The 24,004-nt window shown below is 68.8% G+C and carries 20 protein-coding genes, 4 tRNA genes and 1 pseudogene; 12 read left to right on the forward strand and 13 right to left on the reverse strand.

The genetic code is table 11. The features are described from left to right. The first annotated feature begins 273 nt into the window (after window positions 1–273). From ABTZ59_RS29530 to ABTZ59_RS29540, 3 genes and pseudogenes are all read left to right on the forward strand, one after another. Window positions 274–465 carry a hypothetical protein gene (locus tag ABTZ59_RS29530; protein ID WP_351419733.1) on the forward strand — a complete coding sequence of 64 codons (192 nt, stop codon included), beginning with the start codon at window positions 274–276 and terminating at the stop codon, window positions 463–465. Window positions 466–469: 4 nt separating this feature from the next. Further along, a pseudogene (locus ABTZ59_RS29535) lies at window positions 470–835 on the forward strand (IS5 family transposase); the annotation flags it as partial. A 156-nt stretch (window positions 836–991) separates the two neighbouring features. Then, window positions 992–1,891: a phosphoribosylaminoimidazolesuccinocarboxamide synthase gene (locus tag ABTZ59_RS29540; protein ID WP_351419847.1), complete on the forward strand. Its 900-nt coding sequence runs from the start codon at window positions 992–994 to the stop codon at window positions 1,889–1,891. 108 nt (window positions 1,892–1,999) lie between these two features. Here ABTZ59_RS29540 and ABTZ59_RS29545 read toward each other — a convergent pair. The 8 genes from ABTZ59_RS29545 to ABTZ59_RS29580 form a co-directional block, all read right to left on the reverse strand. Beyond that, window positions 2,000–2,072: transfer RNA gene (locus ABTZ59_RS29545), tRNA-Gly, on the reverse strand. A gap of 22 nt (window positions 2,073–2,094) precedes the next feature. Then, window positions 2,095–2,706, reverse strand: a complete 612-nt coding sequence (locus tag ABTZ59_RS29550) for a response regulator (RefSeq protein ID WP_351419736.1) — start codon at window positions 2,704–2,706, stop codon at window positions 2,095–2,097. Then, window positions 2,703–4,217 (reverse strand): sensor histidine kinase, encoded by a 1,515-nt coding sequence (locus tag ABTZ59_RS29555; RefSeq protein ID WP_351419740.1) that lies wholly within the window; start codon window positions 4,215–4,217, stop codon window positions 2,703–2,705. The genes ABTZ59_RS29550 and ABTZ59_RS29555 overlap by 4 nt, the downstream gene beginning before the upstream one ends. Window positions 4,218–4,256: 39 nt before the next feature. Continuing rightward, the gene (locus ABTZ59_RS29560) at window positions 4,257–5,081 is read right to left on the reverse strand and encodes an ABC transporter permease (protein WP_351419742.1); all 825 of its coding nucleotides are present in this window, start codon (window positions 5,079–5,081) and stop codon (window positions 4,257–4,259) included. Next, window positions 5,078–6,064, reverse strand: coding sequence for an ABC transporter ATP-binding protein (locus ABTZ59_RS29565; protein WP_351419745.1), 987 nt, complete (start codon window positions 6,062–6,064; stop codon window positions 5,078–5,080). Before ABTZ59_RS29565 ends, ABTZ59_RS29560 begins: the two co-directional genes overlap by 4 nt. Window positions 6,065–6,218: 154 nt before the next feature. After that, window positions 6,219–6,291: transfer RNA gene (locus ABTZ59_RS29570), tRNA-Gly, on the reverse strand. A gap of 81 nt (window positions 6,292–6,372) precedes the next feature. Next, window positions 6,373–6,444, reverse strand: a tRNA-Gly gene (locus ABTZ59_RS29575). A 152-nt stretch (window positions 6,445–6,596) separates the two neighbouring features. Beyond that, window positions 6,597–6,932, reverse strand: a complete 336-nt coding sequence (locus ABTZ59_RS29580) for a histone-like nucleoid-structuring protein Lsr2 (RefSeq protein ID WP_249951642.1) — start codon at window positions 6,930–6,932, stop codon at window positions 6,597–6,599. A gap of 375 nt (window positions 6,933–7,307) precedes the next feature. Between ABTZ59_RS29580 and purS the strand changes: the two genes are divergently transcribed. The 7 genes from purS (at window position 7,308) to purM (ending at window position 15,250) form a co-directional block, all read left to right on the forward strand. Beyond that, window positions 7,308–7,559 (forward strand): phosphoribosylformylglycinamidine synthase subunit PurS, encoded by a 252-nt coding sequence (gene purS, locus ABTZ59_RS29585; protein ID WP_249951643.1) that lies wholly within the window; start codon window positions 7,308–7,310, stop codon window positions 7,557–7,559. After that, window positions 7,556–8,236: a phosphoribosylformylglycinamidine synthase subunit PurQ gene (purQ, locus tag ABTZ59_RS29590; protein WP_030350030.1), complete on the forward strand. Its 681-nt coding sequence runs from the start codon at window positions 7,556–7,558 to the stop codon at window positions 8,234–8,236. The genes purS and purQ overlap by 4 nt, the downstream gene beginning before the upstream one ends. Then, window positions 8,236–10,494 (forward strand): phosphoribosylformylglycinamidine synthase subunit PurL, encoded by a 2,259-nt coding sequence (purL, locus tag ABTZ59_RS29595; protein ID WP_351419750.1) that lies wholly within the window; start codon window positions 8,236–8,238, stop codon window positions 10,492–10,494. Before purQ ends, purL begins: the two co-directional genes overlap by 1 nt. A 259-nt stretch (window positions 10,495–10,753) precedes the next feature. After that, entirely contained in the window at window positions 10,754–11,557 is an 804-nt protein-coding gene (locus ABTZ59_RS29600) for a maleylpyruvate isomerase family mycothiol-dependent enzyme (RefSeq protein ID WP_351419753.1), read from the forward strand. Between the two features lie 71 nt (window positions 11,558–11,628). Next, entirely contained in the window at window positions 11,629–12,507 is an 879-nt protein-coding gene (locus tag ABTZ59_RS29605; protein ID WP_351419758.1) for an META domain-containing protein, read from the forward strand. Window positions 12,508–12,579: 72 nt separating this feature from the next. After that, entirely contained in the window at window positions 12,580–14,106 is a 1,527-nt protein-coding gene (purF, locus tag ABTZ59_RS29610; RefSeq protein WP_351419761.1) for an amidophosphoribosyltransferase, read from the forward strand. A gap of 73 nt (window positions 14,107–14,179) precedes the next feature. Continuing rightward, window positions 14,180–15,250, forward strand: coding sequence for a phosphoribosylformylglycinamidine cyclo-ligase (gene purM, locus ABTZ59_RS29615; protein ID WP_351419765.1), 1,071 nt, complete (start codon window positions 14,180–14,182; stop codon window positions 15,248–15,250). Window positions 15,251–15,422: 172 nt separating this feature from the next. Here purM and ABTZ59_RS29620 read toward each other — a convergent pair whose 3' ends face one another. Together ABTZ59_RS29620 and ABTZ59_RS29625 are read right to left on the reverse strand one after the other, a co-directional pair. Further along, window positions 15,423–15,674, reverse strand: coding sequence for a DUF3073 domain-containing protein (locus ABTZ59_RS29620; protein ID WP_351419769.1), 252 nt, complete (start codon window positions 15,672–15,674; stop codon window positions 15,423–15,425). Between the two features lie 290 nt (window positions 15,675–15,964). Continuing rightward, the gene (locus ABTZ59_RS29625; protein ID WP_351419773.1) at window positions 15,965–17,065 is read right to left on the reverse strand and encodes a Leu/Phe/Val dehydrogenase; all 1,101 of its coding nucleotides are present in this window, start codon (window positions 17,063–17,065) and stop codon (window positions 15,965–15,967) included. A gap of 179 nt (window positions 17,066–17,244) precedes the next feature. Between ABTZ59_RS29625 and ABTZ59_RS29630 the strand changes: the two genes are divergently transcribed. Both ABTZ59_RS29630 and bldC read left to right on the forward strand, forming a co-directional pair. After that, on the forward strand, window positions 17,245–18,138 hold the full coding sequence (locus ABTZ59_RS29630; protein ID WP_351419776.1) for a DUF8083 family protein: 894 nt from the start codon (window positions 17,245–17,247) through the stop codon (window positions 18,136–18,138). A 575-nt stretch (window positions 18,139–18,713) separates the two neighbouring features. Beyond that, on the forward strand, window positions 18,714–18,920 hold the full coding sequence (bldC, locus tag ABTZ59_RS29635) for a developmental transcriptional regulator BldC (RefSeq protein WP_003949541.1): 207 nt from the start codon (window positions 18,714–18,716) through the stop codon (window positions 18,918–18,920). Between the two features lie 412 nt (window positions 18,921–19,332). On the opposite strand, the gene ABTZ59_RS29640 is transcribed toward bldC, so the two are convergent. The 3 genes from ABTZ59_RS29640 to hrpA form a co-directional block, all read right to left on the reverse strand. Continuing rightward, window positions 19,333–19,545: a DUF6274 family protein gene (locus ABTZ59_RS29640; RefSeq protein ID WP_351419780.1), complete on the reverse strand. Its 213-nt coding sequence runs from the start codon at window positions 19,543–19,545 to the stop codon at window positions 19,333–19,335. Window positions 19,546–19,803: 258 nt separating this feature from the next. Then, a tRNA-Asp gene (locus ABTZ59_RS29645) sits at window positions 19,804–19,878 on the reverse strand. Window positions 19,879–19,979: 101 nt separating this feature from the next. Further along, complete coding sequence (gene hrpA / locus ABTZ59_RS29650; protein WP_351419782.1) at window positions 19,980–23,945, reverse strand: ATP-dependent RNA helicase HrpA; 3,966 nt, start codon at window positions 23,943–23,945, stop codon at window positions 19,980–19,982. Window positions 23,946–24,004 lie beyond the last annotated feature (59 nt).

Here is a 24,004-nt window from a genome sequence, read left to right on the forward strand (position 1 = left end):
TCGTCCGACAGGATCAACTCGGCCTTCGGCCGCCCAGTACGCGCCACCCCACAACCCTACACATCTGAACAGAATTCCAGACTCAGAAGACTAGGCCCTGTCTGACAAATGATCACCGAGCGGGGATGTGGTGATCAGTCCAATTGCCTTGCCGTCCCGACGCCGGCCAGCGATTCTGTGCCGGTGCCAGGACAGGGGAAAAGAAGGCGGCGACAACAGGCCGAGAGGCAGCGGCTTGCTGCTCGCACCGCACCGAACGTGGGGCGGTGGGAAGTGTTCTTGGAGACTCGGGACGAGGCGGAGTTGCGCGCGCACCTGCGCCGTCTTCGGGAGGCACGAATCGACGGCTCGATGATCCGGGTCGACACGCTGTGCGGCCGTCTGGCGCTACCGACCACCTACCGGCTGAGCCGGTTCGTGGCGGGCCCCGCGTGCGAGTCCGATCACGAGCACTCCGATCATTGATCTTGTGGCAGGTCGAGGTGAGTTGACGGATACGGCGTGGGAGCGGATGGAGCCGCTGCTGCCTCAGGTGGACGGGCGTGGCCGTCCCTGACGTGATCACCGCCAGGTGGTCAACGGCGTTCTGTGGCGGCTGCGGAGCGGAGCGCCCTGGCGCGATCTCCCCGAGGGGTACGGGCCGTGGCGGACCGTCTACGAGCGGTTCGCCCGCTGGGAGGCGGACGGGACGTGGGCGAAGCTACTGGAGCACGTCCAGGTCCGCGAAGACGCGGTGGGCCTGGTGGGCTGGACCGTCTCGATCGACTCCACCGTCAACCGGGCCCACCAGCACGCAGCCGACGCCCGTAAAGCAGCCGGCGCCCGTAAAAAGGGGATGCATGTCGCCACGATCCCCGAGCACCGCGACCAGGCGGCCAACCGCCGCCGACCCGACCGCCCACGGCGCACAGCACCCCTGCGAGCTGGGACTTCCGGCATACGGGAGAATCGAGGCGATCTCTCAGATCGGACAGAACCACGGGGAGGAACCGTGTCCGGATTCGTAGAAAAGCCCGAGCCCGTCGAGGTGCCGGGTCTGGTGCACATCCACACCGGCAAGGTGCGGGATCTGTACCGGAACGAGGCGGGCGACCTCGTGATGGTCGCCAGTGACCGCATGTCCGCGTACGACTGGGTGCTGCCCACCGAATTCCCCGACAAGGGCCGGGTGCTGACGCAGCTCTCGCTCTGGTGGTTCGAGAAGCTCAGCGACCTCGTGCCCAACCATGTGATCTCCACCGACCTCCCCCCGGGCGCCCCCGCCGACTGGGCCGGCCGCACGCTCATCTGCCGGTCGCTCCGGATGATCCCGGTGGAGTGCGTCGCCCGCGGCTATCTGACGGGCTCGGGTCTCGCGGAGTACGAGCAGACCCGCACCGTCTGCGGGCTCGCGCTCCCCGAAGGGCTCACGGACGGCTCCGAGCTGCCCTCCCCCATCTTCACGCCCGCCACCAAGGCGGCGGTCGGTGACCACGATGAGAACGTCCCGTACGAGGCAGTCGCCCACCAGGCCGGCGCGGAAACCGCCGCCCTGCTGCGCAGGACGACCCTCGACATCTACGGCCGGGCCCGGGACATCGCCCGCGACCGGGGGATCATCCTCGCCGACACCAAGTTCGAGTTCGGCTTCGACGGCGATCATCTGGTGCTCGCCGACGAGGTGCTGACCCCCGACTCCTCGCGTTTCTGGCCGGCCGCCACCTGGGAGCCTGGCCACCCGCAGCCGTCGTTCGACAAGCAGTACGTACGCGACTGGCTGACCTCCCCGGCCTCCGGCTGGGACCGCCGGAGCGAGCAGCCGCCGCCCCCGCTGCCACGGGAGATCGTCGACGCGACCCGAGCGAAGTACCTGGAGGCGTACGAACTTCTCACCGGCCTCAGCTGGCAGTAAGCCCCGGCCTCGCACGAGCGGCGGCCGAGAGCCGCCGCCGGAACCGAGAGCTGCCACCGGAACACAGCGAAGCCCCCCGGCCGATTCAACCGGGGGGCTTCTGTACTGAGCGGACGACCAGGTTCGAACTGGCGACCTCAACCTTGGCAAGGTTGCGCTCTACCAACTGAGCTACGTCCGCGTGCGCCGTGGCGCGGAGCCCACTATACCCAACCTCGCTCGCGTGCGAGACGCACCGCCGTATGTCGGTTCTCCGCCCCCAGTTTGGAGGCCGCCGACGACAGATAGTTCCGCACGGTCCCCTGCGACAGCGACGCGCGCTCCGCGACCTCCGAGATCGGCGCTCCGTCCGCCGCCAACTCCAGGACCTCGGCCTCCCGTGCGGTCAGCGGCGAGTCCCCGGCCGAGATGGCGTCCGCCGCCAACTCGGGGTCGACGAAACGGTTCCCGGCGTGGACGGTGCGGATGATCTCGGCGAGCCGCCGCGCGCTCACCGTCTTCGGTACGAAGCCCCGTACGCCCGCGGCCAGCGCCCGCTTCAGATGGCCGGGCCGGCCGTGGCTCGTCACGATCATCGTCCGGCAGCCGGGCAGATCGGTACGGAGCGATGTGGCGACTTTCACACCGTCCGCGCCGGGCATCTGGAGATCCAGTACGGCCACATCGGGCCGGTGGGCCCGTGCCATCGCCAGCGCCTCGGGCCCGGAGGCCGCCTCGGCGACCACGACCAGATCGTCTTCGAGCGCGAGCAGGGCGGCGAGCGCGCCCCGGATCAGATGCTCGTCGTCGGCGAGCAGGACGCGAACAGGACTCATACCGTCACTTCCTCGCCGGTCCCGGTCTCGCCGGTCTCACCGACCTCATCGTCCACGGGGCGGGCGTGCCCGGTGTGACCAGTGTGACCAGTGTGCCCAGGGGGCCCGGTGTGGTCGGTGGGCTCGGTGACCGTCCTCGGCAGCGGCACCCGCGCCGTCAGTACGAAGCAGCCGTCCCCCGTACTCCCCGCTTCGAGGGTCCCGTCCAGCGCGGCCAGTCGCTCCCGCAGCCCGGCGAGCCCTGAGCCTTTCCCGGACAGTCCCGAGCCCTTCCCGGACAGTCCCGATCCGCGGCGCCCGAGCCCGGCGCCCTTCCCGGCCGACCCGCTCGCGCCGACGTCCGGCACCCCGTCGTTCTCCACGGTCAGGACCGCCTCCCGGCCACCGGATCCGCCACTCGATCCCCCACCGGATCCGCCACCCGATCCCCAGGAACCGGATGCCAAGGCCCCCGACTCGCCGGTCTGCGACAGCCGTACGGTGCACCGCCGGGCGTCCCCGTGCCGCAGCACATTCGTCGTCGCTTCCCTTACCACCCACCCGAGAGCCGACTGGATCTCGGCGGACAGTCCTTCGACATCGCCCCCCTTGATCCGGCAGTCGATGCCCGCCGCCTTCAACACCCCCCGGGCTCCTTCCAGTTCGGTGTGCAGATCCGCTTCCCGGTAGCCGCGTACGACCTCCCGTACCTCCCGCTGCGAGTCCTGCGCGATCTGCTGCACCTCGGTCATCTGGGTCACCGCCCCCGGCCGGTCACGCTCGGCCAGCTGGACCGCCAGCTCGCTCTTCAGCGCGATCACCGCGAGATTGCGGCCCATGACATCGTGCAGATCGCGCCCGAACCGCAAGCGCTCCTCCGCGATCGCCAGCCGCGTATGCAGCTCGCGTGCCTCGTCCAGCTCCCAGACGACGCTGACCAGCCAGGCCGAGAAGACATAGGTGAACGCGAGAGCCGCACCCGTGGCGGTGACCCCGGCCGCGTTCGCGACGGCGTTGTTCCACTCCAGCCCCACCACCAGACTCATGACCGCCGTCCCGGCCGCCGTACCGAGCACGGCGTACACCCTGTGCGCCGCCGTGCGCAGGCCCAGGGCGATCGCCGCCAGGCCGAAGCCGGCGATCCCCATCAAGAGAAACGCGTAGCCCTGATCCTGTGGAATGGAATTGGTGTTCCGCAGTGCGAGCAGGATGATGATGCCTCCGCCGGTCAGCGCGGAAACGCTCAGAATCAGCCGTAGGGGCTGCTCGCGTCGGCCGAGACGCCAGTCCATGGCCATGGACAGCAGCGCACCGCAGAGCACGGCATGGGTGACGACCAACAGAAAGAGCCAGCCGCCGAGCTGCCCCCCGACCTTGCTCCCGGCTCCGTCGAGGAGCTGCGGAATGCCGATCGCGCCGACTTCGAGGCCGGCCAGGGCATGGAACGTCCAGCGGGTGTAGAGCTCGACCTTGACCATGTTGCTCCTGGCCGGCCCGCCCCTGCCGTTCCACCAGCCCGTCAGTCTGGACATCGCGCCCTTCCTCGGTGTCCTGGTGCCTGTGTCCGTGTCTCAGCGACGTGGCTCCCAGCGGAACCATCGCTGTACAGCAAACACTGAGAGGATGGTCCACACCAAGGCGCTCAGCGCCGCGCCGAGCAGGTCGGGGCCCTCCGTCCCGCCGAGCCAGCCCGCGCGGATCAGCGTCATGACCCCGGTCACCGGCAGCAGCTCGCAGAACGAGGCCATCCGCTCCGGCAGCGCCTCCAGCGGGACGAACAGCCCCGAGCCGATCACCGAGATCATGAACAGCGGCATGATGCTGATCTGGGCACTCTCGACGGTACGGGTGAACGCGGAGGTCACGGCGGCCAGCGCGCTGAGCAGCAGCAGACCGATCAGGAGCCCGCCGACCAGCACCACCGGCTGCTGCGGCGCGCGGACATCGAGGAACGCGACTCCGGCGGCGATCATCACGGCCGACTGGATGAACGCGAGTCCGGTCGCCGGCAGCGCGGTGCCGATCAGGATCTCCCGGTCGGACGCTTCCATCGTGCGGAGCCGCTTGAGCACCAGTTCCTCACGCCGCGCGGTGTACGCCGAGGTGAGACCGCCGTAGACGGCCATGATCAGCACCATGCCGATGCCGCCGGTCATCGCCGCCTCAAGGGCGCTGATCCCGGTCTCGGCGAGGTCGATCCCGCCGAGCGACTGCCTGATCGCCACGATCATCCCGAGCGGCACGAACAGGGCGGTGAACAGCGCCGTTCTGTTCCGCACGAGGAGCGAGAACTCGGCCCGGCCGAGCGACTTGAGGTGGTCCCCGGTCGTCGTTGTCCGTACGCCGGTCTCCCCGCGCCGGGGGCTCTCCGTCTTCTTCGAGCTCACCGTGCTCATCGCGCGTCCACCGTTCCCGCCGTTCCGACCGTTCCCACGATTCCCGCTGTTCCGACCGTTCCGACGATTCCCGCCGTTTCCGTCCCGCGCGCCGCGATGTCGAGGAAGGCTTCTTCGAGGGAGGCGGACCGCGCGTCCAGCGCCTCCAGCTCCACGCCCGATTCCTCGGCCCACCGGAGGAGTTCGCCCAGATCCCGCTGGAGCCGCTGGGTACGGATCTCCACCGCCTGTCCGTTCGCCCCCGCCCGCAGGGACAGCGGGAGCCGTCCGGCGGGGACGTCCTCGGGCAGGACGAAGCGGATCCGGGCCGGCCGGGAGGCGGTCACCTCGGCCGGGGTGCCGGTGACATCGATCCGGCCCTGGTGCATGATCGCCAGCCGGTCGGCGAGGGTTTCGGCCTCTTCCAGATAGTGCGTGGTCAGCAGCACGGTCGTACCACCGTCCCGCAGCTCCCTGACCAATTCCCAGGTGTCGCGCCGCCCTTCGGCGTCCAGCCCGGTCGTCGGCTCGTCGAGGAAGAGCACCTCGGGCCGGCCGAGCAGCGCGAGCGCCAGATCGAGGCGCCGCTTCTCCCCACCGGACAGCTGCTTGACGCGTACGCCGGAGCGCTGAGTGAGCCCCACCAGTGCCAGTGCCTCCTGGGTCGGCCGTGCCCCGGTGGTGCAGCCGGCGCACATCCGCACGGTCTCGGCGACCGTCAGATCGGACGGGAAGCCGCCCTCCTGGAGCATCACTCCCATCCGGGGCCGGACGGACGTCCGCTCGGTGTACGGATCATGGCCGAGCACCCGGACCGTGCCGCCGCTGGGCCGGGCCAGGCCCTCCAGCAGTTCGACGGTGGAAGTCTTGCCCGCGCCGTTCGTCCCCAGCAGCGCGAACAGCTCCCCGCGCCCCACGGAGAAGGAGATGCCGTCCACCGCCGTGAAGCCGCCGGCGTATGCCCGCCTCAGGTCTTCCACCTCGATTACCGCGTCGTTCATCATGCCTTCGAGGTTTCCGCCGGACCGGTGGGGACGGCAGTGCGCGGTGTCATCGCGGGGGATGACATTTGTCATCTGTCATCGGCGGCCGGAGCAAACCGGCGACCGGAACAAACGAAGAAGGTCCCGGTCGGAATGACCGGGACCTTCATCTCTGAGCGGACGACCAGGTTCGAACTGGCGACCTCAACCTTGGCAAGGTTGCGCTCTACCAACTGAGCTACGTCCGCAGTGCGTCGGAAGAACGACGCGGACACCACTCTACCTGATCCAAATGAACCACCGGACCACTGGACCGGAGAGCGATGCAGAGCGGGTGACAGGAATTGCACACTGCGCCTCCCCCTTGGAAAGGGGGCGTTCTGCTACTGAACTACACCCGCACGCTGCTTGGGGTTTGGCCTTTCGGCCTTGCCCCTCGGCGTGGTCCAAACTCTAGCCGATCAATGGGGGTGCTGTGCAACTCCGTCTGCCTCGGGGCGCACTGTCCGCGGGACCGGGCCGCGCCGAGCCCGCGGATCCGGGCGCCGCGGGCTCAACTCGCCTCGCGGAACGCCTCGTACACCCGCTTGGGGATCCGGCCCCTGGCCGGCACCTCCATCTTGTGGGACTGTGCCCAGGCGCGGACCGCCGCCGGGTCGGGCGCGAGGGTGGTGTGCCGGTAGCTGGTGCGGGACTTGCCGTGCTTGCTGGCGTTTGTCTGCTTTCGGCCTGCGGCCATGAACGGCGCCAGGGCCTTGCGCAGTTTCTTTGCATTGGCGGGATTGAGGTCGATCTCGTACGACTTCCCGTCCAGGCCGAACGTGACCGTTTCCGCCGCTTCTCCTCCGTCGATGTCGTCGGAGAGCGTGACCACTACGCGTTGCGCCACGGATATCGGTCCTTTCCTGCGGTGCCACTCGCCTGCGTCACCTGCGGGAAACGCGGCTGACGTGCGGTGATACCGGCCTTCCGGCTGTTATGGGGCAATGCTGCTTTCTTCTGCATTCCTTTGTACAGCGGTGGGCGTCGCATTGTGAAGCCCAGCCAATTACATCCGCGTGTCCCACGGCAATGGCGGATGCGACTTTTTCCCTGGATTTTTCCCGTTGTCGCCGGGGCCGAAATCGCGACGTGATCTGCGAACCGCCATATCTACCCGCGTAGATTTTGGAGCCGGGTACGCTGAGAGAGCTCGGGGGGTCTGGGGGATTCCCCGGAGAAGACAGCAGCGAGAACCAGCCGCACCACACCACCGGGAGTGCCAGTGGCACGCGTCGTAGTCGACGTCATGCTCAAGCCGGAGATCCTCGACCCGCAGGGCCAGGCGGTGCAGCGCGCACTGCCCCGTCTGGGTTTCGAGGGGATCGCCGACGTCCGCCAGGGGAAGCGCTTCGAGCTTGAGGTGGCGGGGCCGGTCGACGAAGCCGCCCTCGCCCGAATCCATGAGATGGCCGAGACGTTTCTCGCCAACACCGTCATCGAAGACTTCATCGTGAAGGTCGAGGAGTCGAAGTGACCTCTCGTATCGGAGTCGTCACCTTTCCCGGCACGCTGGACGACCGGGACAGCCTGCGCGCCGTCCGGATCGCCGGGGCCGAGCCCGTCTCCCTCTGGCACCGCGACAAGGACCTCAAGCAGGTCGACGCCGTCGTGCTGGCCGGTGGCTTCAGCTACGGCGACTATCTGCGGGCGGGCGCCATCTCCCGGTTCTCCCCGGTGATGGAGACGGTCATCGAGCAGGCGAAGGCCGGTCTGCCGGTCCTCGGTATCTGCAACGGCTTCCAGATCCTCACCGAGTCCCATCTGCTGCCCGGTGCGATGCTCAGGAACAACCACCTGCACTTCATCTGCCGCGACCAGAAGTTGCGGGTGGAGACCACGGACACCGCCTGGACCGCCGATTACGAGGCCGGCCAGGAGATCTCCGTACCCCTCAAGAACATCGACGGCCGGTACGTCGCCGACGAGCGCACGCTCGATGAGCTGGAGGCCGAGGGCAGGGTCGCCTTCCGCTATCTGGACGGCAACCCCAACGGTTCGCTGCGCGACATCGCCGGAGTCACCAACGCGGCGGGCAATGTCGTCGGCCTGATGCCGCACCCCGAGCACGCGGTGGAGCCGCTGATCGGTACGGGCCGTACCGACGGCCTGGGGTTCTTCACCTCGATCCTGAAGAAGCTGGTAAGCGCCTGATGACCATCAAGACCCTCGACACGGTCAAGCACGCGAGCGGCACGCCCGAGGCCGAGCAGCCCTGGAAGGAACTCGGCCTCAAGGAGGACGAGTACGCGCGGATCCGCGAGATCCTGGAGCGCCGTCCCACCGGTGCCGAGCTGGCCATGTACTCCGTCATGTGGTCCGAGCACTGCTCGTACAAGAGCAGCAAGGTGCACCTCAAGCAGTTCGGCGAGAAGGCCCCGGCCAGCGACGCCATGCTCGTCGGCATCGGGGAGAACGCGGGCGTCGTGGACGTCGGCCAGGGGTACGCGGTCACGTTCAAGGTCGAGTCCCACAACCACCCGTCGTACATCGAGCCCTACCAGGGCGCGGCCACCGGCGTCGGCGGCATCGTGCGCGACATCCTCGCCATGGGCGCCCGCCCGGTCGCCGTCGTGGACCCGCTCCGCTTCGGCGCCGCCGACCATCCCGACACCAAGCGCGTCCTGCCGGGCGTCGTCGCGGGCATCGGCGGCTACGGCAACTGCCTGGGCCTGCCGAACATCGGCGGCGAGGTCGTCTTCGACGCCTGCTACCAGGGCAACCCGCTGGTCAACGCCGGCTGTATCGGTGTGATGAAGCACGAGGACATCCACCTCGCGAAGGCCTCGGGCCCCGGCAACAAGGTGATCCTGTACGGCGCCCGCACCGGCGGCGACGGCATCGGCGGTGTCTCCGTCCTGGCGTCCGAGACCTTCGAGTCCACCGGACCGGCCAAGCGGCCCGCCGTCCAGGTCGGCGACCCCTTCCAGGAGAAGCTGCTCATCGAGTGCACCCTGGAGATCTTCCGCGAGAAGCTGGTCGCCGGTATCCAGGACCTCGGCGGCGCCGGGCTCTCCTGCGCCACCAGCGAGCTGGCGTCCGCGGGTTCTGGCGGGATGCGGGTCGAGCTGGACACCGTGCCGCTGCGTGACGCGACCCTCTCGCCCGAGGAAATCCTCATGAGCGAGTCGCAGGAGCGCATGTGCGCGGTGGTCGAGCCCGACAAGGTCGACCGCTTCATGGAGATCTGCGAGAAGTGGGACGTCATCGCCACCGTCATCGGTGAGGTGACCGAGGGCGAGCGCCTGGAGATCTTCTGGCACGGCGAGCAGATCGTCGACGTACCGCCGCGCTCGGTGGCGCACGACGGTCCGGTCTACCACCGGCCGTACGCGCGCCCCGACTGGCAGGACGCCCTCCAGGCGGACGACGCCAACAAGCTGGCCCGCCCGGCGACCTCCGCCGAGCTGAGGGACCAGGTCCTGCGGCTGATCGCGTCGCCGAACCAGGCGTCCAAGGCGTGGGTCACCGACCAGTACGACCGGTTCGTGCAGGGCAACACCGTCCTCGCGCAGCCCGAGGACGCCGGAATGGTCCGGATCGACGAGGAGTCGAACCTGGGCGTGGCGATGGCGACCGACGGCAACGGCCGGTACACGAAGCTCGACCCGTACACGGGCGCACAGCTCGCGCTGGCCGAGTCGTACCGCAATGTCGCCGCCTCCGGTGCCACGCCGCTCGCCATCTCCGACTGCCTGAACTTCGGCTCGCCCGAGGACCCGGCCGTGATGTGGCAGTTCGCCGAGGCCACGCGCGGTCTGGCGGACGGCTGCCGCCAGTTGGGCACCCCGGTCACCGGCGGCAATGTCTCCCTCTACAACCAGACCGGCGAGACGGCCATCCATCCGACGCCGGTCGTCGCCGTGCTCGGTGTGATCGACGATGTCAACCGCCGTACGCCGATCGCCTTCGCGGAAGAGGGCCAGCTCCTCTATCTGCTGGGCGAGACGCGCGAGGAGTTCGGTGGCTCGGCCTGGTCGCAGGTCGTGCACGACCACCTCGGCGGGCTGCCGCCTGCCGTGGACCTGGGCCGGGAGAAGCTGCTCGGCGAGATCCTGATCTCGGCGTCCCGCGACGGCATGATCGACGCGGCGCACGATCTGAGCGACGGCGGTCTGATCCAGGCGGTCACCGAGTCCTGCCTGCGTGGCGGGAACGGCGCCCGGCTGGTGGTACCGGACGGTCTGGACGCGTTCACGTTCCTGCTCAGCGAGTCCGCGGGGCGCGCGGTCGTCTCCGTACCGCGCAGTGAGGAGCTCCGCTTCACCGACATGTGCGGTGCGCGCGGGCTGCCCGTGACCCGGATCGGGGTCGTGGACGGCGAGGCGATCGAGATCCAGGACGAGTTCAGCGTGACGCTGGCCGAGCTGAAGGAAGCCCACGAGGGCACGATCCCCGCACTGTTGGCCTGAGGTCCGGCCGTATCCGAGCCGTATCCCGGTCCGTATCCGAACGAACGCGGCGATGGGCCCCCGTCCGGTCTCCACCGGGCGGGGCCCACGGTCCGCTCGTCGCGTATCTCCGCGCGGAACGCGGTGCGTCTCCGCGCGGAACGCGGTGCGCAAGGGCGCCGACAGGATCACGCGCCGGCGCGGGTCACTTCGCGCCGGCGGTGGCGGGGATGCGTACGGCTCCCGGCGGCCGGCCGGGGGCCGCGCATATGCTCGCGCCATGCCACCGGCCAAGAAGCGTCTGCGCAGCTACGACTCCGCCAAGATCCGGACCGCTGTGCTGACCCAGTTCGGGACGGTACGCGAGGCGGTCGCCCGGCTCACCCCCGAGCAGCTCGCGCTGCCCACCGCGCTCGGCGACTGGACCGTACGCGAGCTCGCGGCGCATCTCAGCATGGCCGTCGAGTCCGTCAACCGCTATCTCGAACAGCCCGCACATCCCGGGCCGCCGCCCGGCCCCGTGGTCGTCCTGCCCGAGTGGCCCTTCACGACCGCCGCCCACGCCACGGCCATCTCCGAGGACATTCGCACGCTCGCCGCGTCCGCCACCCCCGACGAACTGTTCGAGCGGGCCGGGACCCGGATCGCCGCGCTGCTGCCCGACGCCCCCGACGACCGGCTGCTGGCGACCCGGATCGGTGCCATACGTCTCGGGGACTATCTGGTCACCCGGACCGTCGAGCTGATCGTCCACACCGACGACCTGAACCGGGCGACCGGGCTGAGCGTCCCGTTCGAGCGGCAGGCGCTCGCCGCCTGTACGCGACTGCTCGCCGACGCCCTCGCCGTGAAGGCGCCTGGCGCCTCGACCGAGGTGCGGATCCCGCCGTACGCCGTGGTGCAGTGCGTGGCAGGTCCCCGGCACACCCGTGGCACGCCGCCGAACGTCGTGGAGACCGATCCACTGACCTGGGTCAGGCTCGCCACCGGACGTACGACCTGGCACGACGAGCTCGCCGCGGCGCGGGTCAGCGCGAGCGGAGAGCGCGCGGATCTGGCCGGGCTGCTCCCGCTCATGGGGTGACAGGACCCCGCCACCCGAGCGATACGGGAAGAACCGCGGAACCGGAGCCCCGCCCGTCCCGTCCCACGGGTATGCCGAAGCAGCGGATCACCCCACTCACCACTGTCACAGCCGTCACTACCGTCGCTCTGCTCACACTGACCGCCTGCGGTACGGAGTCCGGCAAGGGCTCGGGCTCCGGATCGGGCACCGGCGCGGGCTCCGGCGGAGAGGTACGGACCGAGACCGCGCTCACCGATGTCCACTGGAACGTCGACAGCGTGACCGTAGGCGGCCGGAAGACCGCCGCCCCCGCCGGTGCCAGCGTGGAGATCGACTCCCAGGGGCGGGCCAGCGCGAAAACGGGCTGCAACTCCATCGGCGCGGACGTCACCTTCGAGGGCGACACGGTCACCGTGGGCGACAAGCAGACCACGATGATCGGCTGTCCAAAGGATCTGGAGACCTTCGAGAAGGCGCTGGACGGCGCGTTCTCCGGCAAGCTCAAAGCCACTGTCCAGGACAAACGGCTCACGCTCACCAGCGCCGACGGCGACGCCATCGCCCTCACCTCCGAGCCCCCCGCGCCCCTCGTGGGCACCGAGTGGACCGTCGACGCGCTGGCCCAGGGCGCCACCGCGACCTCCCTGCCCAAGGGGACGGACGGCAAGGCGCACTTCACGTTCCGTAAGGACGGCAAGGACCTGGCCATGGAGGGCAGCCTCGGCTGCAACTCCTTCAGCGCGTCCGCGCGGCTCTCCGAGTCCGCGTCCGGTGCCCCGGCCACCCTCACGATCGGCCGGGTCAGCTCCACCCGCAAGCTCTGTCCGGGGCCCGAAATGACCCTGGAACGCCAGGTTCAGAAGGTGCTGGAGGGCAAGGTCTCCTATGAGCTGCGTCACCGCGGGCTGACCCTCAGGGCCGCCGACGGCCAGGGACTGTCCGCCACCGCGCCCGCTCCGGGGAAGTAGTACGGGGCCGACGGGGGGCCGGTCCGTATCCCCAATTCGGACCAGTGGTCGATCTCGCCTACACTCGGTGGCGTGCCTCGTGGTGATGGACGACTCAACCACGACCTGCTCCCCGGAGAGAAAGGCCCCCAGGACGCTTGTGGCGTCTTCGGAGTCTGGGCCCCGGGCGAAGAGGTCGCCAAGCTCACCTATTTCGGACTGTATGCCCTGCAGCACCGTGGACAGGAGTCCGCGGGCATCGCAGTGAGCAATGGGTCCCAGATCCTGGTCTTCAAGGACATGGGCCTCGTCTCGCAGGTCTTCGACGAAACCTCCCTCAGTTCACTCCTCGGCCATATCGCGGTGGGCCACGCCCGCTACTCCACCACCGGAGCCTCGGTGTGGGAGAACGCGCAGCCGACCTTCCGGGCCACGGGCCACGGCTCCATCGCGCTCGGCCACAACGGCAATCTGGTCAATACCGCCCAGCTCGCCGAGATGGTCGCCGATCTCCCCAAGGAGAACGGCCGGACGACCCGGGTCGCCGCCACCAATGACACCGACCTGGTCACGGCGCTGCTCGCCAGCCAGGTCGACGAGGACGGCAAGCCCCTCACGGTCGAGGACGCCGCCGCCAAGGTGCTGCCCGATGTCAAGGGCGCCTTCTCGTTCGTCTTCATGGACGAGCACACCCTCTACGCCGCCCGCGACCCCCAGGGCATCCGCCCGCTGGTCCTCGGCCGGCTCGAACGTGGCTGGGTCGTCGCCTCCGAGGGCGCCGCCCTGGACATCTGTGGTGCCTCGTACGTCCGGGAGATCGAGCCCGGCGAGCTGATCGCCATCGACGAGAACGGTCTCCGTTCGCAGCGATTCGCGGAAGCGAAGCCCAAGGGCTGTGTCTTCGAGTATGTCTATCTGGCCCGTCCTGATACGGACATCGCCGGGCGGAATGTCTATCTGTCCCGGGTCGAAATGGGGCGGAAACTCGCCAAGGAAGCTCCGGTCGAGGCGGATCTGGTCATAGCGACGCCGGAGTCCGGCACCCCGGCCGCGATCGGCTACGCGGAGGCCAGCGGCATCCCGTACGGCTCGGGCCTGGTCAAGAACGCCTATGTCGGCCGGACCTTCATCCAGCCGTCCCAGACCATCCGCCAGCTGGGCATCCGTCTCAAGCTGAACCCGCTGAAGGAAGTCATCCGGGGCAAGCGTCTTGTCGTCGTCGACGACTCGATCGTCCGTGGCAACACCCAGCGCGCCCTGGTCAAGATGCTCCGTGAGGCGGGCGCCGCCGAGGTCCATATCCGGATCTCGTCGCCGCCGGTGAAGTGGCCGTGCTTCTTCGGAATAGATTTCGCCACCCGCGCCGAGCTGATCGCCAACGGCATGACGGTCGAGGAGATCGGCGTCTCCATGGGGGCCGACTCCCTCGCGTACATCTCCCTCGACGGGATGATCGAGGCGACGACCATCGCCAAGCCGAATCTCTGCCGCGCCTGCTTCGACGGCGAGTACCCGATGGATCTTCCCGACCCCGAGCTTCTCGGCAAGCAACTGCTGGAGAGCGAGCTGGCGGCGGGCCCGGCCAACACCGCCGCCGCGGACGCGCTCCGCCGCCCGTAGCCGCCCGCGCCCCTCCCCGCCCGTGACCGTCCGTCCCACAGACGACCGCAAGACGACAGGAAAGTACCCAGCCATGTCCGAAACGACTACTGGTGCCAGCTATGCCGCCGCGGGCGTCGACATCGAAGCCGGTGACCGCGCCGTCGAGCTGATGAAGGAGTGGGTGAAGAAGACCCGGCGCCCCGAGGTCCTCGGCGGCCTCGGCGGCTTCGCCGGCCTCTTCGACGCCTCCGCCCTCAAGCGCTACGAGCGCCCGCTGCTCGCCTCCGCCACCGACGGGGTCGGTACGAAGGTCGATCTCGCGCGCAAGATGGGCGTGTACGACACGATCGGTCACGATCTGGTCGGCATGGTCGTCGACGACCTGGTGGTCTGCGGCGCCGAGCCCCTTTTCATGACCGACTACATCTGTGTCGGCAAGGTCCACCCCGAGCGGGTCGCCGCCATCGTCAAGGGCATCGCCGAGGGCTGTGTACTGGCCGGCTGCGCCCTGGTCGGCGGCGAGACCGCGGAGCACCCCGGACTGCTCGGCGAGGACGACTTCGATGTCGCGGGCGCCGGTACGGGCGTGGTCGAGGCGGACCGGCTGCTCGGCGCGGATCGTATCCGTACGGGTGACGCGGTGATCGCCATGGCGTCCTCCGGTCTTCACTCCAACGGGTACTCACTGGTCCGGCACGTGGTCTTCGACCGGGCCGGCTGGTCGCTGGACCGCGAGGTCGCGGAGTTCGGCCGCACCCTCGGCGAGGAGCTGCTGGAACCGACCAAGATCTACTCGCTGGACTGTCTGGCGCTCACCAGGACCACCGAGGTCCACGCGTTCAGCCACATCACCGGCGGCGGCCTGGCGGCCAATCTGGCCCGGGTGATCCCGGAGGGACTGCATGCCACGGTGGACCGCTCGACCTGGACGCCCGGCGCGGTCTTCGACGTCATCGGCACGGCGGGCCGGGTCGAGCGGCTGGAACTGGAGAAGACGCTGAACATGGGCGTGGGCATGATGGCCGTCGTCCCGGCGGAGTCGGCCGGCGCCGCGCTCACCACGCTCGCCGACCGAGGGGTGGACGCCTGGATCGCCGGAGAGATCACCGAGCGGGCCGGCCACTCCACCGGTGCCACGCTGACCGGTGACTACGCGGGCTGAGTGCGGGCAGACCTGGCCCGGGGCCGCTCCGGCACCGCCGGGGGGCCCAGGACCGTACGAGGCCATACAAAAGCGGACCGTCCGGAAGCGGACAGCACAGAACCCGGTCCCGGACTAACGCCCAGGACCGGGCAATGAGCTACTGCTCGGGGTATATCGACGTATAAGGACGTCAAGCGCCGCGGCGCCGCGTCGAGGGTCCGGACTCGTCGTCCTCGTCCTCGTCGTCGTTGTACCGATCCGCGTACTGTGCGTACGGGTCATCTTCCTCTTCGTCATCCTCGAACGGCTCCGCGTTCGGTGGTTGACTTGAAGGCGATGCGCCCAGCTCGTTGGCCAGACGCGACAGGTCAGTCCCGCCGCTGTTGTACTTCAGCTGGCGGGCGACCTTCGTCTGCTTGGCCTTGGCCCGGCCGCGCCCCATGGCTCGACCCCCTCGGTGACGGGGCTCGACGGCCCCAGAGTCTTGACACGCGTTCATGAATCAGAACGAGCTCTCCGCGGAGAGACCCGTCCGTAGGGCTTCAACGGTACCTGCTTCCGCGGCCATACGGTACGCCGCCCGCATGACGTGCCTTGGCGCAGGACCAACGAGGCGCCCCGTCCTCGCTGGTCAGCTGCGATTTTAACCTCTTCTTGCCGGGCGACCCGCCGACCGGCGTGAGTCTGGTCTCCCGAACGGTCCCGCGTACGTCACGCCGGCCTCTCGCGCGGTCAGCGGTGGCGGGCTTCCGCCATCCTGAGCTCGGCGATCCTGTCCGCCGCCGCGGCCGGCGGAATACCGTCCTCCTTCGCACGTGCGAATATCGACAGCGTGGTGTCGAAGATCTTCGCCGCCTTCGCGTGGCACCGCTCGAAGTCGAACCCGTTCAGTTCGTCGGCGACCTGGATCACCCCGCCGGCGTTCACCACGTAGTCGGGTGCGTAGAGGATCCCGCGGTCCGAGAGGTCCTTCTCGACGCCGGGGTGGGCGAGCTGGTTGTTGGCCGCTCCGCAGACCACGGCCGCGGTGAGGACCGGTACGGACTCGTCGTTCAGCGCGCCGCCGAGCGCGCACGGGGCGTAGATGTCCAGGCCCGCGGTGCGGATCAGCGTGTCGTTGTCGGCGACGACGGCGACCTGCGGGTGGCGATCGGTGATGCGGGTGACCGACTCTTCCCGTACGTCCGTGATGACCACCTGCGCGCCGTCCTGGAGCAGATGCTCCACGAGGTGCTGTCCGACCTTGCCGACGCCCGCGACCCCGACCGTGCGGCCGCGCAGCGACGGGTCGCCCCACAGGTGCCGCGCGCTCGCCCGCATGCCCTGGAAGACCCCGAAGGCCGTCAGGACCGACGAGTCGCCCGCCCCGCCGTGCTCCGGGGACCGTCCCGTGGTCCACCGGCACTCGCGCGCCACGACGTCCATGTCCGCGACGTAGGTGCCGACATCGCAGGCGGTGACGTACCGGCCGCCGAGCGAGGCCACGAACCGGCCGTAGGCCAGCAGCAGCTCGGTCCTCCTGTCGCCCTCGAACTGCGCGGAGTCCCCGATGATCACGGCTTTGCCGCCGCCGTGGTCGAGCCCGGCCAGGGCGTTCTTGTACGACATGCCCCGGGAGAGGTTCAGCGCGTCGGCGACGGCCTCTTCCTCGGACGCGTAGGGGTAGAAACGGGTACCGCCCAGGGCGGGGCCCAGGGCGGTCGAATGGATGGCGATAACGGCCTTGAGGCCGCTGGCACGGTCCTGGCAGAGCACGACTTGCTCGTGGCCTCCCTGCTCCGAACGGAACAGGGTGTGCAGTACGTCGACAGGAGCGCCGGTCACATCGGTCACTGTGGTGACTCCCAAGTACGAAGCGGCGGTGGGAGGGCCCCTCCTGCTGGGTGGGGGAGGGACCCGTTGAAGGGTTGGGCGGTCGAGCAAGCAAGAGAGTAATTCCTGCGGGGGCGCGGATCAGCCGCAGTGCCAAGGATCACCCCCTTGTGGGGTACAGGCATGGGACGATGCGCCGCATGCCTGCGGTGTCTTCAGTTCTCGTCCCTTACGCGTCCTACCTGCGGGTCTACGAGCCGCTGGCGGCCTTCGCCGAGCCCGAACGGGGCCATTGGCGACGCTACGCCGCACGGGACGGAACGCCGACCGCACAGGACGAACTACGGCGCTCCCTGGCCGACTTGCTGCCCACCCCGCCGGTGCCCGTGCCGGTGCACGAGAGCGCGGACGCCTTCATCACCGAGGTGGACGGTGTGGTGTGCGTCTGTCCCTGGCGGACCCGGCTGCGCGGCTGGCTGGCGCTGGAGGAACTGGGCGAGCTGCTGCCGGTACCGCTGCTGGACGCGGTGCTGCCGCCGGTGGTGCGCGGGCAGGCGGCGAAGGACTACGAGCGCTGGCGGGACAGCAACCCGGACGCGCGGCCGTGGATCCGGACGGCGGTCTGGCAGGTGCCGGTGCGCTGGTTCACCCTCTTCTCCGACGACGAGCGCACTTTTGAGCCAGGTGGGGCGGGGCCGGGAGACGCCGCATCGGACGGGGCGGGAGCGGGCGGCGCGGGAGCGGGCGGCGCGCCGGTGCTGCGGTACCGGACCCCGATGGTGCAGGCCCGGCGCCGGCTGGCCCGCTCGCTGAAGACCCTGCGGGACACCCTGGACGATGGCCCGCTGATCGACGGCCTGGTGGACGTCGGGCGCTGGCTGGAGGAGTTCCACCCGCGCTCACTGGTCGAACTGGACTACGGAGGTCTGGTGCACGTACTGTCCTGCGCTCAGCTCGCCGAGGACCACTCGGCGGCCGATGTGGCGGCGGCGATCGCGGCGCTGCGGGACGGGGACGACGAGGGTGCCGGGGAGGCGTACGGACGGCTCACGGAGCGGTGGCGAGCGGTCCGGGACCGTCAGTTCGCGAACTGAGTTCCCCCGCGTTCATCCTCCGTCTCCCTTTCCGACTCCCGCGAGGCGGAGAGTGACGGGCGGTGCGCAGGCGAAAACGGGCGCCGAAGCGGGCAGTGCCCGGTCCTTCACGGGCGGTGAGCGGGGCCTAGGGCGGAGGTCCCGATCCGGGCCTTTGCCTCAAGCGTGACGGACCGCACTAACGGGGCTCTTGCGTCCATCGCCTACCCTCGTGTCAAAATAGGACAAGGAGTCCGGGGAGGGTTCCTTCCGCCCAAGTGTGGGCGGAACGCTCAGCATTGCACTCTATATGGGGGGTCTGTTGACTCCTGATCGCTCTGTGACTGATCGTATCTGTGACGTGACTGTCCGCTATGGCATGGTCCATCGGCTTCCGCCACTGATGAACACCTCAGAGGGCAATTCCATCGGTTTGGCCGACGTGGCTGGACGGATGGTGTAGTTGTAGTGCCGAGGACAAGCCGTTCGTCCTATAACCGACTCGGCCCGCGTCCGCCATTTCGGGCAACGCGGGTCAAGGTGCAGAATTTAGAGGAAAGAACCGAGATGGTTCGGTTCTCCCGAGGAGGCCGCTCATGACCGCTCGCACCCCTGATGCCGAGCCGCTGCTGACCCCGGCTGAGGTTGCCACGATGTTCCGCGTGGACCCGAAGACGGTCACGCGCTGGGCAAAAGCCGGCAAGCTCACGTCCATCCGCACGCTCGGTGGGCATCGCCGGTATCGCGAGGCAGAGGTCCGCGCACTGCTTGCGGGTATTCCGCAGCAGCGCAGCGAGGCCTGAACAACCCAGCAAGGCTCATTAGGGCTCAACTACAAGCAGGGCACAGCCGGGTCCCCCAAACTCGGTCGTCCCGACCCATAGCTCCACACGGCGGGCGCCTGCCCCAACAGGCCCCATGCCCCCGCATCACGGGGTAAGTCGTCGATCGCGCTGGACTCCGCCGGGTCCAGCGCGATCTTTTTTGTGCGCCGGGGGTGCGGTGCCCCGGCCCTGTTGGGGCGCTGTGCGGGCGGTGTCGAAGGTGCCTCCGGAGGGGTTCGGGATGGGGTGCAATTGCACATATTAAATTGGTGGATTGTAGGTGGGGTGTAAGCGCCGTCATTCCAGAAACTCATTCGGTGACTAGCGTCACACCGCCAAGGTCTTGCCAACAGCGGGAGCGCTACCGAATGGATCACGCTCATACGATCGGTCACGGAGCGGAGGTGGCCCGGCCCTCGGCTAACTCGTCGTCCAGGAAGCACTCTTCGAGGAAGAGATCGTCGTTCGCCGAGGACTCCATGGCGAGCCGCTGGAGGCGATGACAGATCGGGCAGTACCCGGTGCGATGCGGATGCCCGGACGCGGCCGCCAGATGGGCGCGCAACAGCGCGCGGGTCTCATGCTTCGTCGTCGATGCCGTCACGCACACCACCCCCGGTGCGGGCCCGTGGATGCGATGAGCGTGGGGCCCTTCTGCTTGGGTACCCCCGGCCGTTGGCGTCGTCAAGGAGATGCGGCCCCGGCCCGGTGGATTTGGGTACGCCATTACTGCGGCGTGACCAGGGCGTCGACGGCGCTTGCCGTATGCAATGGGGTCACTTGTGAACGGGGTGGTGAGAGAGGGGGACAACGAGAAGAGCCCGCATCCGATGTGGATGCGGGCTCCTGCGTACTGCGACTGCGGTCCTGACGGGATTTGAACCCGCGGCCTCCACCTTGACAGGGTGGCGAGCACTCCAAACTGCTCCACAGGACCAGGTTTCGCCGCCCCGTACCGGCGGCTGCGAAACGAGACTCTACAGCAGCTCGCGGGGTCCGGTCGAACTCACTCCCCGCGCACCCTCCGCCATGAACGCGTTACGGCGCCGCCGCGTCGATCGCCTTGATGATGCGCTTGTCCGAGACGGGCTGCGCGGTGCCCAGGGCGTGCGCGAAGTAGCTCACCCGCAGCTCCTCGATCATCCAGCGGATGTCCAGCACCTGCTGGGGCACCGGTCGTCCCCGCGGGAGCTGTTCGAGCAGCCAGGCGTACTCGTCCCGCATCTCATGGACCTTCTCCATGCGTGTGGTGTCGCGCTGGACGTTCGTCGGCATCTGCTGGAGCCGGCGGTCCGCCGCGACGAGATAGCGCATCAGGTCGGGCAGCCGGCGAAGCCCGGTGCGGGTGACGAAGCCGGCCGGTACGAGGGCCGCCAGCTGGTCCCTGACGTCCTGAACGTTGTTGATCAGTGTCGGACTGCCCGTGGCCTTCAAACGGCGCTCACAGGCCTGCCAGGCGGCCAGGATCTGCTGGACCTGCCCGATGGTCCGCACGGTCGCGTCGACGAGATCGGCGCGCACCTTGTCGTACAGCTTCCGGAACGATTCCTCGTCCCACACCGGACCCCCGTGGTCCCCGATCAGCTTGTCGGCGGCGGCCATGGCGCAGTCGTCGAACAGCGCCTGGATGGAGCCGTGCGGATTGCGGGAGAGCGCCAGCTTCTGCTGGTTGGTGAGCTTGTCGGAGGCGAACTTCGCCGGGTTCACCGGGATGTTCAGCAGGATCAGCCGGCGCGTACCCGCCCACATCGCCTGGCGCTGCTCCGCCTCGGTGTCGAAGAGCCGTACGGCCACGGTCGCGCCCTGGTCGACCAGCGCCGGGTACGCCTTGACCGGCTGGCCGGCCCGCCGGGTCTCGAAGACCCGGGAGAGCGTGCCGATCGTCCAGTCCGTCAGCCCCGTACGTTCGATCGCCTCGCCGCCCGAGCGCTCGGCGGTGGCCGCGGCGGCCTTGGAGAGCGCCTGACGGGCCTTGGGGCGCAGCTGGAGCTTGAGCGCCTCCAGGTCTTTGCCCTCGGCGATCTTGCGGCGCCGCTCGTCGACGATACGGAACGTGACCCTGAGATGGTCGGGCATCCGGGCGGGATCGAAGTCGTCGGCCGCGACCGGCACGCCGACCATCCGCTGGAGCTCGCGGGCCAGGGTCACCGGCAGCGGTTCCTGGAGGGGCACGGCCCGCTCCAGGAAGGCCTTGGTGTAGTTCGGCGCGGGCACGTAGTGGCGGCGGATCGGCTTGGGCAGCGAGCGGATCAGCTCCATGACCACCTGCTCGCGCAGGCCCGGGATCTGCCAGTCGAAGCCTTCGGAGGTGATCTGGTTGAGCACCTGGAGCGGGACATGGACGGTCACGCCGTCCGCGTCCGTACCCGGCTCGAACTGGTACGTCACGCGGAATTTGAGCGGTCCCTGGCGCCAGGAGTCCGGGTAGTCGTCCTTGGTGACGGAGCCGGCCTTCTCGTTGATGAGCATCGAGCGCTCGAAGTCGAGGAGCTCCGGCTCGTCGCGGCGTCTCTTCTTCCACCAGGAGTCGAAGTGCGCGCCGGAGACCACCTCGTCCGGCACCCGCCGGTCGTAGAAGTCGTAGAGGGTCTCGTCGTCCACGAGGATGTCGCGGCGCCGGGCGCGGTGCTCCAACTCCTCGACCTCGCCCAGGAGTTTGCGATTGTCATGGAAGAACTGGTGGTGCGTGCGCCAGTCGCCCTCGACCAGCGCGTGGCGGATGAACAGCTCCCGGGAGGCCTCCGGGTCGATTCGGCCGAAATTCACCTTGCGCTGGGCGACGATCGGTACTCCGTACAGCGTCACCTTCTCGTACGCCATCACGGCCGCCATGTCCTTCTCCCAGTGCGGCTCGCTGTAGGTGTGCTTGAGGAGATGGCCGGCCAGGGGCTCGATCCACTCGGGCTCGATCTTCGCGTTGACCCGCGCCCAGAGCCGGGAGGTCTCGACCAGCTCGGCGGACATGAGCAAGCGCGGCGGCTTCTTGAAGAGCGATGAGCCGGGGAACACCGCGAACTTGGCGCCGCGGGCGCCCAGATACTCGTTCTTGCCGGTGCTTCTCCCGCTCTCCGCCCCGGCCTCTTTCACATCCTTCAGCCCGATGTGCGAGAGGAGCCCGGCCAGCAGCGACACGTGGATGGACTGGTCCGCCGCGTCCTCCTCGTTGAGATGGATGCCCATCTGCTTGGCGACCGTGCGCAACTGCGAGTAGATGTCCTGCCACTCGCGGATCCGCAGGAAGTTCAGATACTCCGACTTGCACATCCGGCGGAAGGCCGAGGAGGACAGCGTCTTCTGCTGCTCCCTGAGGTAGCGCCAGAGATTGATGAAGGCCAGGAAGTCGGACGTCTCGTCCTTGAACCTGGCGTGCTGCTGGTCGGCCTGCGTCTGCTTGTCGACGGGCCGCTCGCGCGGGTCCTGGATGGAGAGCGCGGCGGCGATCACCATCACTTCGCGCACGCAGCCGTTGCGGTCGGCCTCGATGACCATCCGGGCCAGCCGCGGGTCCACGGGCAGCTGGGAGAGCTTGCGGCCGAGCGGGGTGAGCCGCTTCTTCGGGTCCTTCGACGCGGCCCCCGACGGGTCGAACGCGCCGAGCTCCTGGAGCAGCTGCACACCGTCGCGGATATTGCGGTGGTCCGGCGGGTCGATGAAGGGGAACTTCTCGATGTCGCCGAGCCCGGCCGCGGTCATCTGGAGGATGACGGACGCCAGATTCGTACGGAGGATCTCGGCGTCGGTGAACTCCGGGCGCGACGTGAAGTCCTCCTCGGAGTAGAGCCGGATGCAGATGCCGTCCGAGGTACGGCCGCAGCGGCCCTTGCGCTGGTTGGCGCTGGCCTGGGAGATCTTCTCGATCGGCAGCCGCTGGACCTTGGTGCGGTGGCTGTAGCGGGAGATCCGGGCGTTGCCCGGGTCGATCACGTACTTGATGCCGGGGACGGTCAGCGAGGTCTCGGCGACGTTCGTCGCGAGCACGATCCGGCGTCCGCTGTGCTTCTGGAACACCCGGTTCTGCTCGGCGTGCGAGAGCCGCGCGTAGAGCGGCAGAACCTCGGTGTTCCGGTGCTGGAGCTTCTCCAGGGCGTCGGCGGTGTCCCGGATCTCACGCTCGCCGGAGAGAAAGACCAGGATGTCGCCCGGCCCCTCCCACTGGAGTTCGTCCACGGCTTCGGAGATCGCGGTGATCTGGTCGCGGTCGCCCTCCTCGCCGTCCTCCTCCAGCAGGGGCCGGTAGCGGACCTCGACCGGGTACGTACGGCCCGAGACCTCCACGATGGGCGCGTCCGCGAAGTGCCGGGAGAAACGTTCCGGGTCGATGGTCGCGGAGGTGATCACGACCTTGAGGTCGGGGCGTCTGGGGAGCAGCTGGGCGAGATAGCCCAGCAGGAAGTCGATGTTGAGGCTTCGCTCATGGGCCTCGTCGATGATGATCGTGTCGTACGCGAGCAGCTCGCGGTCCGTCTGGATCTCCGCGAGCAGGATGCCGTCCGTCATCAGCTTGACGAACGTCGCGTCCTGATCGACCTGATCGGTGAAGCGGACCTTCCAGCCGACCGCCTCGCCCAGCGGCGTGTCCAGCTCCTCCGCGACCCGTTCCGCGACCGTACGGGCGGCGATCCGGCGTGGCTGGGTGTGCCCGATCATGCCGCGGACACCGCGGCCCAGCTCCAGACAGATCTTGGGGATCTGGGTCGTCTTGCCCGACCCGGTCTCCCCGGCGACGATCACGACCTGGTGGTCGCGTATCGCCTCCAGGATCAGGTCCTTCTTCTGGCTGACGGGCAGTTGCTCGGGATACGAGACGGCGGGCATCCGTCCGGCGCGCAACCGCGTCCGCTCGGCGGCCTTCTCGGCCTGACCCGCGATCTCGTCCAGCACGGCCTGCCGCGCGTCGGGCTTACGGATGCGGCGTGCGCCTTCGAGACGGCGGCCGAGCCGCTGCGCGTCACGCAGCGGGACGTCGGCCAGCAGGGTCTGGAGGTCGGCGAAGGAAGTAGACATACCTGGCCCAGGATCTCACCCGCGGCTCGGGAGTGGCGAACCCATTTCGGCGGCGGATC

It is taken from the genome of Streptomyces sp. NPDC094034, from assembly GCF_040303865.1.
In the GTDB taxonomy this organism is placed as follows: Bacteria; Actinomycetota; Actinomycetes; order Streptomycetales; family Streptomycetaceae; genus Streptomyces.